Raw genomic sequence first — 15148 nt, forward strand, 5'->3', positions numbered from 1 at the left:
CATGACTTAAGTTCATTTTACTGGTAATCTTGACAAGCTATTAGCTGGTATAGCTTAAAGCCATTACCGCAAAGGTACCATCGACAGCAATATTAATACTCCTGTTTAATTTTTGATAATATATCATAAAAAAAACTATCGAATGGACTTGTCGACAGTCTTTTTTGGGCTATTATTTGAATGGACGCATTGTTGCAGCTATTCCTTTAGGGCATCCACATATTGCTTCGCTTCTAATAGTGACAAACCAAGCACTTCTCTCGCTTTTTTAACAGCTGCTACTTCCTTGCCGTTACGTACGAGCTGGAGAACCTCATTTTGAACAAGATGTGGGGGCAGACCTTCAGACTTGGCAATTTGGTCAACGTTTACCTGCATTGTTTTGATACGAGCTTCCATGGCACTTACTTTGTTATACACAGTTAAACATACAACTAAGGACACAAGTGATATCGTAATTGATAGGTATTCCATTTGCGACACTCCCTTTTATCTCTTCTTTTATTCTAAATGAAGATGTCTGGTTAAACAAATTTATGTCGTGTCCTATTGAACTAACCTGCCCTTTAGTTGAAAAAATAAAAAAAACGGCTGCCTAAGCAACCGTTTTTCCACTAACGTACCCCTTGAGCTCAATGATCTGAAGAAATTGTTTCACTCAAGCTATTCCTCAGAAATCTCTACGTACTATCTTAACCCAATTTGACGCCGAAATTAGGCATTAACCTTGCCTAGGGCGAATATCTTAACGGGGAAATACATTAAAAAAAATGAGGTGATACACTTGGGATACTTCGTTACTGTGGAACCGGGCGTAAAAGTATTTATAGAGGACATCAATCCGAAGGGAAATAAAACGATACTTTTTATTCATGGATGGCCGCTAAACCATAACCAGTTCGAATATCAGTTCAATTTCCTTCCGAAGCTCGGATATCGTTGTATCGGAATAGACTGGAGAGGATACGGCAATTCGGATAAACCATTCGATGGTTACGGTTTCGATAGATTAGCAGATGATCTTCGTATAGTCATCGAAGCGTTACAGCTAAAAAACATAACACTTGCAGGACACTCTACCGGAGGAGCGATCTCAATTCGTTATATGGCTCGTTATAAAGGGTACGGGGTATCAAAACTCGTCCTGATCGACGCTGCGTCTCCATCAAGTGTTCCAAAAGAATTTACGAATAAAATCATCGAAGAGACAAACAATGACCGTCCGAAAATGCTGCAAGACCAAACGGGAATTTTTTTCTTTCAGTACATTTCTGAAGCGAAATCCGAATGGTTCTTTCTAATGGGTTTACAAGCTGCGAATTGGTCGACTTCCGCCATTATGGTCACGCTAAGAGACGAAAATGTTTACAACGATCTTGGACAGATCGATGTGCCCACATTAATTATTCATGGAATTCATGATAAAGTCGTTCCGTTTACCCAAGCTCAGGAAACAAATAAGCTGATTAAAAATTCGCAATTAGTTCCATTCCAATACAGCGGCCATTGCCCTTTTTTGGAGGAGCGTGATAGATTCAACCAATTATTATCTTCTTTTGCATAACGCCTCGGATTAGCCACACCATCGCTCCCCATAAATTTAGTCCGATAAGCATCCTCACGCCTGTGTTCCCCACATCCCGCGAATCGACTCTGCCTCTTTGACCATCCTGCCCATCAGTTCCGAGACTGTAGGGATATCATGGATCATCCCTGTCACTTGGCCTGCCCAGCCAATGCCCTCTTCTTTGACATCATCATAAATCCAGCGCTTGTTGGCTGCACCGCTAATATATTCTTTTAAGGCTTCATAGGTCGGAGTCACACGCTCAATGTCGAGAATCTTATCTATGTACTCACTACGCAGCACTCGCGCGGGTGCTCCAATAGAGCGTTTGATTACGACTGTATCTGACTCTGAGCTTTCTACTAGGGCTTTTTTATAAGAAGCAGCTGCATGAACACATTCAACCGTAGCAACGAATCGTGTACCCATTTCAATTCCCTCAGCCCCCAGTGCATGGGCCGCCATCCATCCGCGGCCATCCCCGATCCCGCCTGAAGCAATCACAGGAATATCAACCGCATCCACTACTTGAGGAACGAGTACCATAGTCCCTACATCATCACGCCCCAAGTGGCCTCCTCCCTCCTGCCCAACAACAATAACCGCAGAAGCACCTAATTGTTCAGCTTTTTGGGCTTGTCTGCGTGAAGAGACGAGCACGAGCGTTTTAATATCAGTGTGCTGTAGCATTTCCAGTATAGGGGCCGGATTCCCACCAGTGAGACTCACCACGGGAACCTTCTCGTCGATGGCGACCTGCACCCGATCTTCATAACCGATACCATGCACACCGATGGCAAAATTAACGCCAAATGGATTGTCGGTCAAAGTACGAACCCGTTCTATTTCTGAACGTAAAGCCTCTGCGCTCGGAAGACTCATCGCTGTAACCTGACCCAATCCACCGGCATTCGAAACGGCAGCTGCAAGGTCTGCATAACCTAAATAAGCAAGCCCGCCTTGAATAATAGGATACTCTATCTGCAATAACTCCGTAATACGGGTATTCCATTTCATATTCATCTACACCTTTCCTATCTTTAACCACAGCAGAATCACAGCAAATAAAAGAGCAATTCCCCCTGCCAGATAATCCATTTGCTGAAATTGTAATACCCTATAAGAAGTTCTTCCTTTACCATTTCCATAAGCACGCGCATCAATCGCATAGCTTAGCTGTTCAGCACGTTGAATCGTCGTGAAGAGCAAAGGAATAATAATCGGGACATAAGCAAATATCCGTTTAGGCAGTGATAATGCTGTAAGATCATACCCCCTAGCCTTTTGTGCGAGCAGAATACGATCAAGTTCCTCCTTAATGGTAGGAATAAACCGGATCGCAATCACTATCATTAAGGAGAATTGTTCTACGGGTACCCCCATTTTGGATAGGGGTGCAAGTAGCTTTTCAAGACCATATGCTAAGTCTAGCGGTTTAGTCGTTAACGTTAATACTGAGGCTAATAAGATGAGCAATATAATACGCCAAACAAAACGTAATCCTGTTCGCAGTCCCTCTTCACTTACCTCAATAAAGGACCAAGACCAGAGGATCGATCCTTTGGTGAACACAGCATTATACAGAAGGGTAAACAGCAAAACAAATAATAACGGCCGCAGCCCTCGCCAGAAGAAATGAATAGGAACCTTCGACAGCAGCAAAATTCCGAATACAAAAACGGTTGCAACTGCATAGCTAAGCCATGTTCCAAGCATCAGAAAGCTAAGCATGAGAATCACGATACTAACAAGTTTTGTACGAGGATCTAAACGATGGAAAATCGAATGCGTCTCCACATATTGACCCACAATTACGGAATCAGCCATGTTGACGCCCCCTCGAATGCCAAATGGGCAGAACAGCATCGAAAATATCCTGCTCTTTACAGCTAGCAATCTCAATTTTTTGACCGGATAATTCCTCTACTAGCTTCAAAAGCTGTACGGGTTCAGGCATGGACAAGCCCAGCTCCACCAATAATTCTTCCTTTTCCATAAATAGTGTTCTGGGGTCAAAATGTCCTTCTAGCTGACCTTTATGGAAAACCAAAACCTCATCCGAGTACTCAGCAACATCCTCCATCTGATGCGAAACGAAGAGAATGGTGCGCTGATTTTGTTGCTGCCAAGTCTTCAGTAGCTTCAGCAAAGATACTTGGCTAGCTGGATCTAGCCCCGCTGTCGGTTCATCCAAAATTAGCAGCTTCGGATTCGTCATCAGCACGGAGGCAATGGCCACACGGCGCTTTTCTCCACCGCTTAATTGGAATGGATTTAACGGGAGAATGCCCTCTGACAGACCCACTTGCGGTAAAATCCTTTCAATCGCCTCCGTGATTTGCTGGCGTGAAGCACCCTGCAGATTCAGAGCAAAAGCAAGCTCCTTTTGCACCGTGGTTTCGAATAGCTGATGCTCTGGATATTGAAACACGAAGCCCAGCTCCGGGACCACCTTTAATTGTCCTTTGGCATCTCTCGGAGCAGGCTGCTGATCAATTGAGTAGTCTCCTTTTACAGTGGGAATCAAGCCCTTCAGCACTTTGACAAAGGTAGACTTTCCTGCACCCGTGGGACCGATAATCGAAATCCATTTGCCCGCATTTATGGTGCAGCTTATATTGTGCAAAGCCATATGATCAGCATAGTTTACACTTAAATTATCTAATTGGTAGACCATTGTGATCGAATGTTCCCCTTCCAATCTGCTGTTGGCGGCGCTGCTGAATGTAGCAATGCATGTACGCGCACGGCAAAGGGTAGTTGTAATTGATAGTCCGCAACAGGCATCATTTCAAAAAAGGCCAGTGGAGCACCATCATACTCAAGTCGCCCTTGATGCAGGAGTAATAATCGTTCTGCTGAAAGCACTTCCTCCATATGGTGAGTGATCTGAATAATGGTCAGACCTTGACGATGCAGCTCTTGCATAATAGCAAGCACCTGCTGCCTTCCCTGAGGATCAAGCATAGAGGTGGCTTCGTCGAAAATAATGACTTGCGGACGCATCGCCAATATAGCCGCAATAGCGACACGTTGCTTCTGACCTCCAGAGAGCTGATGTGGCATCGCGTCCAGGTAATCCTCCATATGAACAGCCTGCAAGGCATGCTCCAATCGACTACGCATTTTCTCCCTTGGCACACGAACGTTCTCCAAACCAAAAAGCACCTCATCCATAACGGTTGTGGTGATAAATTGATCCTCTGGATTCTGAAAAACAAAGCCAATTTGCTGATGAATATCTGCAAGATCAGCTGGCTTTGTGGTGTCTAGGCCCTTAAACTGTACAGCCCCTTTTCGCGGCAGCAGCAGTCCGTCCATGAGCTTTGCAATGGTGGATTTGCCAGAGCCATTCGCGCCAACAATCGCCACAAACTCACCTGCATTTATCGTAAAGCTGATATCTTCTAGGACAGGCTGATCCCTTTTATAATAAAAATGAACTTGATCGAAGGTAAGCATTTATTCACTCCCCTTTTGACGGTGCCACGTAGCGAAAAATGCCCCGATGCTGTTCTCAGAAAATGCAGGTGCAGGCTTCTCCCATTTCGTCACTTTTGATCCATTCACAGCAAAGATTTCACCGGTTAAATCCGCATCGTTCTCGCTCAATAATGCATTTACGAAAGAAGCAATATCCTCTGGAGCACCTATTCGCCAGAACTCCGGGAACGGTTCATTACGGCTGGCATGTTTCACTTTCAAGTGATCAATGACAGGTCTGGTCATATCCGTTAACGCGGCTGGTGAAATCGCATTGACCCTAATTCCATCACATTTCAGCTCCGCTGCGAGCGTCCACATCATTCCGAGTATTCCAGCTTTGGCTGCACTATAATTCACCTGACCCACAGAACCTGTTAGTCCAGCCGTAGAGGTCATCAACAGGATATCGCCACCTGTCTGGCGCATATATGGGAGTACGCGTTGAATGCTGTAGTAGGTGCCATTTAGATGCACATCCAGCACAGCCTTCCACTCTTCATCCGTCATCCATAGACATTTCTGATCCTGCAAATTCCCAGCGTTAGCTATCAATACCTCAATACGGCCATATCGTATAATAACCTCATCCACCATTGCAGTGACCGCAACTGGATCTGATACATTAGCAGAGTATCCTGACGCCTCACCACCCGCCTGACGAATCTCGTGGACAACCTCATCGATTAAGATTTGTTTTGTACCATTTACAACCACTATATAACCGGACTTGCCGAGCTGCACGGCAATACTACGCCCGATCCCTCTGGTTGCTCCAGTAATTAAGGCTACTTTATTCATCACTACACCTCTTTCACTGAAAAAGCTCCCGTAGCAATAACATCGCCAGCTTCTGTTGTAAGGGTCACTTTCACAAGAGCATCATCATCTGCATAATCAAACATCACGACATTATCGACCTCTATAGGCTTATGAAATTTCATATCATATTGAGTGATCCACTGTGCCTGATGCTCCTCGATATATAAGGATTGGGCTAATCCCATTAGATACATCCCCTGCGCAATGGGCCGCTTAAATCCAGCCTCAGCTGCAGCATCCTCATCTAGATGAATAGCGGCCAGATCTTGGGAAGCTGCTGCATATTGCCGGATGGCCTCAGCCGTTATGCATTTTCTCATCATCATGATTATCACCTACCCGAATTAACACCGTTTCTGCGGTGACTATAAGCTCGCCTTCACATTTACAAACCAGCGTATGTGTGTAAAAGGTCAGTTGGCCCTGCCGGCCATCTTTTTGCACCTTGCTCGTTAATGCTAATTCACAATCTAACGTCATCCCTGCCGTAATCGGAGCTTGATATGAGAATTTCTGAGTACCGTGAAGCAAAGGCTCTCCCTTGCTAAGCCAAGGAATATCGAAGGCCTGCCAAAAAATAATAGGCATCGTAGAAGGAGCAATCAGATTGCCCTTATACGTCTGCACGGGTGCCTCAATACTATGTGCATAATCCGATATCCACTCCGCAGTCACATAAATCTGATGATGAATGCTGTTCATTCTACCGCCTCCACAAGAGTAGCCAAACCGATACCTCCGCCAATGCCCAAAGTGGCAAGTCCCCTTTTATAAGCCGTACGCTGCATTTCAGCACATAAGCGAGTCATTAAAATAGCTCCGGACGCCCCATATGGATGACCGATAGCTAATGCGCCTCCTCCACGATTGACCTTTTCCTGTGGGATCTGAAGCTCATTCAGTGAGGCAAGAACTTGCGAAGCAAAGGCTTCATTAAACTCTACGATATCTAAATCGGCTATGGTCAGCTGTTGACGATGTAATACCTTTTGTACAGCTGGAACGGGCCCCATACCTAAATAATTCGGATCTACACCTGCCGCTTGCGCATCCACGATACGCAGAATCGGTTTAAGCTTGAGTTCCCTACATTTCTCACGGGACATCATTAATACAAGCGCCGCACCATCATTAATTGGACAGGCATTTCCAGCGGTGACAGTGCCTTTTTCTTCAAAAATTGAAGGGAGCATTCGCAGCTTATCCAAGCTCGTATTGGCCCTTGGACATTCGTCGGTGTTCACCCACTCCCCCTCAACCAGAAGAGGTACAATCTCCTGCTGAAACCGGCCGCTTTGCTGAGCATGAACAGCCTTTTGGTGGCTTTTTAAGGCATATTGATCCTGCTCTTCTCGTGAAATCCCGTACTTCCGCGCTACATTTTCCGCAGCAATCCCCATATCCGGATCACCGTAAGCGCTTGGTGTAAAATGAGCACGGGTATATAGCTGTGGAACCCCCATCAAGGTTTGGGGCTTATTCATTTTCCAAGGGGCACGACTCGTGCTCTCAACGCCGCCAGCTAAATAAATCTCACCTGCACCGCTTTGAATAAGCCTTGCTGCTATATTAATAGCCTCTAGCCCAGAACCGCACTGCCGATCCACAGTAACGCCCGGAACCGAAACAGGAAGCCCAGCTTCAAGCGCAGCGACCCGGGCAATATTTCCACCCGGACCGACCACATTTCCAATAATGACATCATCGATCATCTCTTTAGCTAGGCTCGTCTCTGCCACAATATGCTGAATAAGCGGCGCCAGTAATGCTTCCGGCTCAAATGTACTTAATAAGCCGCCCATCCTGCCAATCGGTGTACGTTTTGCCATAACAATTACTGCTTCTATCATACCATCGCTCTTTTCACATAGTCTTTCATCGCTTGCCGGGCAATTTTGCCACTGCTTGTATAAATAAACTCTTCAACTGTCAGCAGCTGCTTCGGCGATTTGTAGCTTGCTAAATACTGGCGACAATAATTCTTTATTTCGTCTATAGATAAGTGCTTTTCACCATTCCATTTCACGAGCACGGCCAACTGTTCTCCCCAATAATCGTCAGGGACGCCGAGCACCATTACTTCTTCTATTTCAGGAAGATGCTCTAACACTCGCTCTATTTCCTCTGGATAAACGTTCAGCCCACCGGTGATAATTCTATTTTTCAAACGACCTGCCAGATATAAGTACCCCGCTTCATCCTGATAAACATTATCTTCCAAAATAAGCCATCCGTCTCGAAAAGCTGCTGCAGTCTCGTTCGGCAATTGATGATAGCCTAGAAATATCATATCACTTCGTACATATAACTGCCCAATCTCCCCCGCAGGGACTTCACGGAACTCTTCATCACGAATGGAAATTTGTACTCCGGGATAGGGCTTGCCTACAGAGCTCGGATTATGCTCTTCCAGAACATCCAAATAACTAATATAACTCGCTTCTGAGGAACCATAGGATTCATAGAGACGCGCTCCAGCGAACACTTCTATGCCCCTTTTTTTGGACAACTCCGACCACTTTGCACCTGAGCTAATAATCGCATCAATCTGCGTCTGCCCAGGAACAGCCTGCCGCATCATGGATTCAAGCATTGTCGGTACAACAAACAACACCACACCCGGAATCTGCTTGCACAGCTCTAACACCTGTGTGGCGCTAAATTTTTGCGTAATATGAAAGTTTGCTCCGCCATACAGACTCTGCATTACAGCGAACAAGGACAGCGAATGCACAAACGGACCCGGTGCTAAAACATCCTTCATAGCGTCCAATTTAAAGGCAGCACTCGATACCTCAAAGCTCTTTAACCACGATAAATGGGTACGCATATATCCTTTGGGCAGTCCAGTTGTGCCTGAAGTGAAGCCGATAAATAATAATTCATTCGTCTCATCCAATTCAGCTTCTGGCTTCAGCGCATCCAGCCACTGATCATAGGAGCCTGTCCGATCTTTTGTAAAAATCATTGTTGGGATCGCTTGCTCCCTGAAGACCAAATTCTTTGCAGCTTCCGGCTCGGCAAAAATCATTGTCGGCTGGCACTGCTCTATAATAACCTGCAGTTCGTTTGCACTCCACTTGGGATCTAAAGGGATGGGAACACAGCCTGCATAAATAGCCCCCAAGAAAACCTCAACAAATTCAATGCGATTCGTAGATAAAATAGCGATTTTGTCATGTCTCAGACCCTTTTGCTGTAGACCATTCGCAATTCTCCGCATCGCTTGTACTAATGTTGCATAAGTATGACCCGCTTGGTTATGGGTTAAGGCAATACTGTCGGGCTGCTGTGCTGCATGACGCAGTATAGGAACTACTAGATTCATCCTTCATCACACCTGTTCGTAATTTCTGTGTCTACCGATTATGTACACTTCCGAATTGCATGGGATACAATTGGAATGGCTACGATAGCTTATTTTAGCTTTATATTAATTTTATGTACATATTTATATGGAACGATTAAGCCTCTTACGACTGGAAAAATCAAACAGCGCGCATCGATTATGATCGGTACGCGCTGGCTGTATTGTGTTTAATTTTTCTTTTGAGCGGATGATAATGCCCCATCTTCAGCAAAAGTAAAAGTTCGGGCGATATATAAGATAGGTGTGCCGACTGCGGTTAGTAAGAATTTCGCCAGATACGTTGTAAGCAAAATTTCAAACCACACACTCCAGTTATACAACCCAGCAAATGCAATGGTGCAGAAGATTAGTGTATCCACAAAAGAGCTAACCATCGTACTACCGTTCGAACGGATCCACAGCTGACTTGAGGTGCTGTAATATTTGCGAATCCAGGAATACAACCGAACATCTAGGAACTGACTAATGAAATAAGCAGTTAAACTACCCAACGCTAGTCGAGGCATCAGCCCAAAAATCGTCTCCAAAGAAGACTGAGCAATATCGGTCTCTTGTGGCTTAAATACTAGTACCATCTGCATAATGACTGTCGTCATAAGCAAGGTGAAGAAACCAAACCAAACCGCTTTTCGTGCTTCTGCTCTTCCATACTTCTCATTAAGCAAATCGCTGGTCATATACAAAGTGACATACATCGTATTTCCGAGTGTCATCACGATATCAAATGGCATAGCAATCGTCTTAGCTACCTGAATATTAGCAATTACAGTAGCGATACCTACCCAGGCATACATTCCACTTTTGCCGAACAGGCGGTAACAGAGCAGAAAAAAAGCAAAATTGACAATAACAAATAAAACTCCCCACAACAAATTAAACATATTACTTAAGCTCCTCCTAGTTTTGTTTACGCGGGATGGTTACGAACCGCGGCTTACATTAAGTTTTGGAACAAAACATTAATACTCTATCACACTGTCGTCAAACAATCCATAAAAATAAACAATTTATGAAATGGGTATTTATACCCATTTTTATTAACTAAAAATAAAAGTGTCAGTAATAATTCATCTTTTTCAGAAAAATATGCTCTATAAACTAAAACTTTCACTATTCATCCAGAGGTTAATTCTATAGAATAGTATCAAACACTTCATTCCCGATCCATTTAGTTGATATATTACATAACTATGGAATATATTGCAGGTTGCCAGTCACTAGCAGTCGGTAGGGATATAAAGAAATGGGGCTTCACTGCCCATAAAAAGGGGGAGAACAATATGTTTCGTTTCAAGCAGTCGATCAGTCGCAGATTTACGCGTTTATTATTTGTAGTTCTATTACTCACGTCTCTTTTGTTAAGTACCAGCTTCTACTTTATATCCACCAGTATTTTTAACAGCTATGTCATGCCACAAATCAATCAAATTCTAACTGCAGCTGCTCAGGACGTATATAAGAACATAAATACAATGCATGCTCAGCAAGCACTAAAGAAGAACGAACAAGCAGCCACCAATCTTGAATTCTATTTTCAGGATAAGAGAAAGCAGCATGGGGTTGAGACTATTTTTCTACTCAATCTAAAAGGCAAGGAAGCTGAGGTTCTGTCCGTAGATCATGATGCAAAATTAAAGCCCGAGGAAATTGTTAAGGTATCCTCTGCAATGCAGCAAGCCCTTAAAGGAAAGAGTGGACTAAGCGATACATACAAGGACTCGCATGGTGTACATAAGTCAGCTTATATCGGAATTCCCGGAAGTACGATGGTTATCGGAATCAGCAGTGATGTAAGCTTTATTCAAGAAAAAACAGACAGTATCCTGTGGACCAGCGCGGGGATCACTCTGCTAACGCTGATCATAGGGTCAACTGGCGCCTGGTTTATGAGCATGCGGATTACCCGTCCTATCTCAAAGCTTGCAGCTTACAGTGCCCGTCTCGCAGAGGGAGATTTCACAGAGGAATTAACGGTTCAAGGCAGTGATGAGGTAGCTCAGCTATCCAGAAGCTTCCAAGCGATGACCCTACGCCTAAAAGAAATGATCGGACATGTACTCGTCACCTCAAACACCGTGGTCACCGATTCCAATTCTTTAAGAGAACGTGTTGAGGTCTTAAATGAAATGGCAGACCACTCTAGTACTTCTGTTGTAGAAATTGGAAGAGGTAGTACAACCATCGCGAGCAGCGCTCTAGATAATTCAAAAGCTATGGAAGAAATCAATTTCGGCATTCAGCATATTGCTTCAGCAGCCACCGAAGTCACTGAGCAAATTAGTGAAGCTTCCGCTGAAGCGATTGGCGGTAATGAGATTGCCCAAAGCGCTGTTCTGCAAATGCGCCATGTTGAACGCGCCTCCCTGCAGTCGCTGGAGCAATTACAAGTTATGAACGAACGTTCAGTAATGATCGGAGAAGTCGTTCATAGTATTACTGAAATTACGAAGCAAATCCAAATGCTGTCGCTCAATGCTTCGATCGAAGCAGCACGTGCAGGAGAACATGGACGCGGCTTTGCCGTTGTTGCCGGAGAAGTACGCAAGCTTTCCGAACAATCCCGCAATGCGAATGAGCAGATTCGTGATTTCCTACTCGGACTTCAGGAAGATATGAATCGCTCCGTTACTGAGATGAACCATGTGAATTCTGAAGTAGCCTCCGGGGTAGGCAAGGTGGCAGAAGCTGGCGACGCCTTCAATCACCTTCTGATTCTGATCCAAAGCATCAATCAGAATATTCAATCTGTATCTGCGGCGACGCAGCAAATCTCAGCAAGTACAGAAGAAGTTAGTGCTTCCGTTGAGGAAACCGCACAAATTACTTCAAGATCCCAAGAAAATGCGGACACACTATCCGAGAACTCGGAGCGTCAACGTATAGAGCTTGAAGGACATGCAGTAACCGTGCAGCATCTATATGAGCAGGCTAAGAAGCTTCAGGAAGCTGTGCAACAATTTAAGATCTAAAGCTTAGGCTTATATAACCCCCCCGTTCACACGAAAGTGTTGAACGGGGGGTTTTGTTAGTGTCTCGGCGCCCAAAGAATGACCGAAACGCCGATCACACAAATAACAGCACCAACCCAGTCATATACATCGGGTGTTTTCTTGTCTACTAGCCAGCCCCACAACACAGCGAGCACGATAAATACCCCGCCGTAAGCTGCATACACTCTACCGAAGGATGGAAACTTCTGCAACGTAGGAATAATACCATAGCTTATCAGAATCAAAGAACCTACCAAACCGTACCATAGAGGTCTTGATTCTCTTAGCCATAACCATACTAAGTACCCGCCTCCGATCTCAGCAAGGCCGGCAATTACAAATAGTAGAATGGCAGCAACCATGTCATCCCTCTTTCCTATTGAACTCTAAAAAATCAAAATGATTGGCGAAATATGATACAACGTCATCATAGGAGCCAGTCACATGAAATTGTGCTGAAGCAACACTAACACTAGTAGCAGCACCGCCTCTAGCAGCTCATTCAGCGCGCCGTACACATCGCCGGTGAGCCCGCCGAGCCGGCTGCTAATCCGCCGCGCAGCCACGGTGCCGCTGGCCAAGGCCGCTGCCGGCAGCAGGAACGCTGCCGCCAGATGCAGCGGCCACGCGGCTAAGCCAGCGCCGAGCGCCAGAGGCGCAGCGGCTGCGGCTAGCGAGAGCAGCGCGGCTATCGCCAGCGCGCGCCGCTCATGCGAGGGAGCGAGGCCGGCGAAGCCCGCGGCCAGCCCCTCGTTCCCGCGGGCAATGGGATAATGCACCATTGCCCGCACCATATACCAGCGGCTCCAGATCGCTGGCAGCAAGAGCAGTGGCAGCTCGTAATAGGCGTAGCCTTCGATTAATACTGCCACTAATGAAGCCTTTAACAGCAAGAGCAGCACGCAGGCGAGCACACCCATCGCACCCACACGGCTATCCTTCATAATCTCCAGGATCCGTTCCCTCGGTCGGTAGCTTAGCAGACCATCCGCACTGTCCATCCAACCATCGAGGTGCAGACCTCCGGTGAGTCCTACCCATAGAATGAGGGTAATGACAGCGGCTGGCCAAGCTGGTAAAATCAATCCCGTCAAAGCTGCCCCAGCAGCTACGCAAAGTCCGATAGCTGCACCCACCACGGGATAGAACAACACACTTCGGCGCAGCAGCTCAGGAGAAAATCCGGGATCACTCTTTATAGGAAACCGGGACAAAAACTGAAAGGCAGCCGCGGCAGCATCCCTGCGCTCCCTCATAAACGATACTCCCTGCTCTTGAGTTCAATTGGAATGCCAGCAGTCACTAAAAAAACCTGCTCGCATTGCCGAGCAAGCAGCGCGTTCATACGTCCTGCCAGATCACGGTACAATCGGCCAAGCGCATACTCCGGAACAATACCGTCTCCAACCTCATTAGTGACCAAAATGAGGTTTCCTTGAAATGTGCGTACACTGTCTTCAAGTCTTGTAATCTCGCTCTCTATCAACTCTTGCCTATCCGTAAATCCTTCCATGGCTAGCAGTACATTCGATAACCACAACGTTAGACAATCTACGAGAACCGCCTTTTCACCAGAAAAACGCTTAAGAAGATCTGGCAAATCATAAGGCTCCTCTAACGTCTCCCAAGCATATCCGCTTTGCGAGCGCTGTTGCTGATGCAGTGCAATCCGTTCATTCATTTCATCATCAAACGCTTGTCCGGTTGCAACATAGAAGGCCTGATCTGCCAGTGACGACATCAATTTTTCTGCAAAACCACTTTTCCCGCTACGCGCGCCTCCCGTTACAAGAATACTCATTGTTTTCCAGCTCCAGAGATGCCTGCACTTTCAAAGGTGGCCATTTCGCTTAAAATACGGCATATCGCCTCAATTAAATGAAGGGACAATACGCCTCCAGTTCCTTCACCCAAACGAAGACCCAGGTTAAACAACGGTTCAAGACCAAGCTTCTCAAGCATCAGCTTATGTCCTTGTTCTCCTGATAGATGAGAGCCAATCATATAAGCAATGGATTCTGGTGCAAGTGCCTTCGCCACAAGAGCCGCCGCGCCCGAAATAAAACCATCCAGAATGACAGGTACCCTAGCAGCGGCTGCGCCAAGAATCAGACCAGTCAAACCGGCAATTTCCAATCCCCCTACTTTGGACAATACATCCAGCGGATCTGCCGGATTCGGCTGATTCACCTTTAAAGCGCGTTCCACAACAGCAATCTTATGTAGTAAACGTTCATCATCAATTCCCGTTCCTCTTCCAACGGCTTCTTCAGGTGCTGTTCCTTTTAGAGCACACAGAATGGCAGCGCTAGCCGTTGTATTTCCTATGCCCATTTCACCTGTAATAAAAATCTCCGTCCCGTTCTCAATCGCTTCTTGTGCGATACTTATTCCTACAAGCATAGCACTCATCGCTTCTTCACGACTCATCGCAGGTCCCACGGCTATATTATCCGTTCCACGGCGCACTTTACGATCAATCAGATCCTCATGACTAAGATCACCGTTAACACCGATATCTACGAACTTCACCTCTGCCCTAGCTTGACGTGCCAGTACATTCACCGCCGCTCCCCCGCTGAGAAAATTATAGGCCATCTGCATGGTGACTTCCTGTGGAAATGCACTAACTCCCTCGCAGCATACACCGTGATCGGCAGCCATCACAACTACCGTTCGTCTGGTGAAACTAGGCTGCTCCGTACCCGAAATTCCAGCGAGCTTAACGGCCAGCGTCTCCAATTGTCCCAGGCTGCCCGGTGGTTTGGTTAGAATGTTCAAGCGGTGCTCCGCCTTGAGGAAAGACTGTTCATCCGCTGGTGTGATTCGTTTAATTATTTCTTGAATAGTTGAAATCATATTTTAACCTCCAATTAAGATATCCATATTATATATTCTATCTTATCTACATAGAAA

Annotated in this window: 17 protein-coding genes and 1 riboswitch; of the genes, 2 read left to right on the plus strand and 15 right to left on the minus strand. The window is 45.8% G+C overall.

Going from position 1 to position 15148, the window contains the following annotated elements; translation table 11 throughout:
• Window positions 1-198: 198 nt before the first annotated feature.
• On the minus strand, window positions 199-474 hold the full coding sequence (locus tag CA600_RS13310) for a hypothetical protein (RefSeq protein ID WP_042189381.1): 276 nt from the start codon (window positions 472-474) through the stop codon (window positions 199-201).
• A gap of 310 nt (window positions 475-784) precedes the next feature.
• On the opposite strand from CA600_RS13310, the gene CA600_RS13315 reads away from it, so the two are divergent.
• Window positions 785-1564: an alpha/beta fold hydrolase gene (locus tag CA600_RS13315; RefSeq protein WP_094870616.1), complete on the plus strand. Its 780-nt coding sequence runs from the start codon at window positions 785-787 to the stop codon at window positions 1562-1564.
• 54 nt (window positions 1565-1618) lie between these two features.
• Here CA600_RS13315 and CA600_RS13320 read toward each other — a convergent pair whose 3' ends face one another.
• The 10 genes from CA600_RS13320 to CA600_RS13365 all read right to left on the minus strand — a co-directional run bounded on the left by CA600_RS13320 (window position 1619) and on the right by CA600_RS13365 (window position 10123).
• On the minus strand, window positions 1619-2584 hold the full coding sequence (locus CA600_RS13320; RefSeq protein WP_094870680.1) for an NAD(P)H-dependent flavin oxidoreductase: 966 nt from the start codon (window positions 2582-2584) through the stop codon (window positions 1619-1621).
• Between the two features lie 6 nt (window positions 2585-2590).
• Window positions 2591-3394 carry an energy-coupling factor transporter transmembrane component T family protein gene (locus tag CA600_RS13325; protein ID WP_094870617.1) on the minus strand — a complete coding sequence of 268 codons (804 nt, stop codon included), beginning with the start codon at window positions 3392-3394 and terminating at the stop codon, window positions 2591-2593.
• Window positions 3387-4244, minus strand: coding sequence for an ATP-binding cassette domain-containing protein (locus CA600_RS13330; protein ID WP_094870618.1), 858 nt, complete (start codon window positions 4242-4244; stop codon window positions 3387-3389). Before CA600_RS13330 ends, CA600_RS13325 begins: the two co-directional genes overlap by 8 nt.
• Complete coding sequence (locus CA600_RS13335) at window positions 4229-5029, minus strand: energy-coupling factor transporter ATPase (protein ID WP_094870619.1); 801 nt, start codon at window positions 5027-5029, stop codon at window positions 4229-4231. The genes CA600_RS13330 and CA600_RS13335 overlap by 16 nt, the downstream gene beginning before the upstream one ends.
• Window positions 5030-5851 carry an SDR family NAD(P)-dependent oxidoreductase gene (locus CA600_RS13340; protein WP_094870620.1) on the minus strand — a complete coding sequence of 274 codons (822 nt, stop codon included), beginning with the start codon at window positions 5849-5851 and terminating at the stop codon, window positions 5030-5032.
• A gap of 2 nt (window positions 5852-5853) precedes the next feature.
• Complete coding sequence (locus CA600_RS13345; RefSeq protein ID WP_256989836.1) at window positions 5854-6198, minus strand: MaoC family dehydratase; 345 nt, start codon at window positions 6196-6198, stop codon at window positions 5854-5856.
• Window positions 6170-6574 (minus strand): FAS1-like dehydratase domain-containing protein, encoded by a 405-nt coding sequence (locus CA600_RS13350; protein WP_094870622.1) that lies wholly within the window; start codon window positions 6572-6574, stop codon window positions 6170-6172. Before CA600_RS13350 ends, CA600_RS13345 begins: the two co-directional genes overlap by 29 nt.
• A complete protein-coding gene (locus tag CA600_RS13355; RefSeq protein ID WP_094870623.1) occupies window positions 6571-7722 on the minus strand; it encodes a thiolase family protein in 1152 nt (383 codons plus the stop codon). Before CA600_RS13355 ends, CA600_RS13350 begins: the two co-directional genes overlap by 4 nt.
• Window positions 7719-9200 carry an AMP-binding protein gene (locus tag CA600_RS13360; protein WP_094870624.1) on the minus strand — a complete coding sequence of 494 codons (1482 nt, stop codon included), beginning with the start codon at window positions 9198-9200 and terminating at the stop codon, window positions 7719-7721. The genes CA600_RS13355 and CA600_RS13360 overlap by 4 nt, the downstream gene beginning before the upstream one ends.
• A 209-nt stretch (window positions 9201-9409) precedes the next feature.
• The gene (locus CA600_RS13365) at window positions 9410-10123 is read right to left on the minus strand and encodes a queuosine precursor transporter (RefSeq protein ID WP_094870625.1); all 714 of its coding nucleotides are present in this window, start codon (window positions 10121-10123) and stop codon (window positions 9410-9412) included.
• A 10-nt stretch (window positions 10124-10133) separates the two neighbouring features.
• Window positions 10134-10179, minus strand: a riboswitch (PreQ1 riboswitch).
• Between the two features lie 343 nt (window positions 10180-10522).
• On the opposite strand from CA600_RS13365, the gene CA600_RS13370 reads away from it, so the two are divergent.
• Window positions 10523-12211: a methyl-accepting chemotaxis protein gene (locus CA600_RS13370; protein ID WP_094870626.1), complete on the plus strand. Its 1689-nt coding sequence runs from the start codon at window positions 10523-10525 to the stop codon at window positions 12209-12211.
• A gap of 56 nt (window positions 12212-12267) precedes the next feature.
• On the opposite strand, the gene CA600_RS13375 is transcribed toward CA600_RS13370, so the two are convergent.
• The 4 genes from CA600_RS13375 to cobT all read right to left on the minus strand — a co-directional run bounded on the left by CA600_RS13375 (window position 12268) and on the right by cobT (window position 15091).
• Window positions 12268-12594, minus strand: coding sequence for a YnfA family protein (locus CA600_RS13375; protein WP_042185628.1), 327 nt, complete (start codon window positions 12592-12594; stop codon window positions 12268-12270).
• A 78-nt stretch (window positions 12595-12672) separates the two neighbouring features.
• Window positions 12673-13488 carry an adenosylcobinamide-GDP ribazoletransferase gene (cobS, locus tag CA600_RS13380; protein ID WP_094870627.1) on the minus strand — a complete coding sequence of 272 codons (816 nt, stop codon included), beginning with the start codon at window positions 13486-13488 and terminating at the stop codon, window positions 12673-12675.
• Entirely contained in the window at window positions 13485-14033 is a 549-nt protein-coding gene (cobU, locus tag CA600_RS13385) for a bifunctional adenosylcobinamide kinase/adenosylcobinamide-phosphate guanylyltransferase (RefSeq protein WP_094870628.1), read from the minus strand. Before cobU ends, cobS begins: the two co-directional genes overlap by 4 nt.
• On the minus strand, window positions 14030-15091 hold the full coding sequence (gene cobT / locus CA600_RS13390; RefSeq protein ID WP_094870629.1) for a nicotinate-nucleotide--dimethylbenzimidazole phosphoribosyltransferase: 1062 nt from the start codon (window positions 15089-15091) through the stop codon (window positions 14030-14032). The genes cobU and cobT overlap by 4 nt, the downstream gene beginning before the upstream one ends.
• Window positions 15092-15148 lie beyond the last annotated feature (57 nt).

Origin of the sequence: Paenibacillus sp. VTT E-133280, from assembly GCF_002264385.1 — a bacterium.
Lineage (GTDB): Bacteria > Bacillota > Bacilli > Paenibacillales > Paenibacillaceae > Paenibacillus_AQ > Paenibacillus_AQ nitricinens.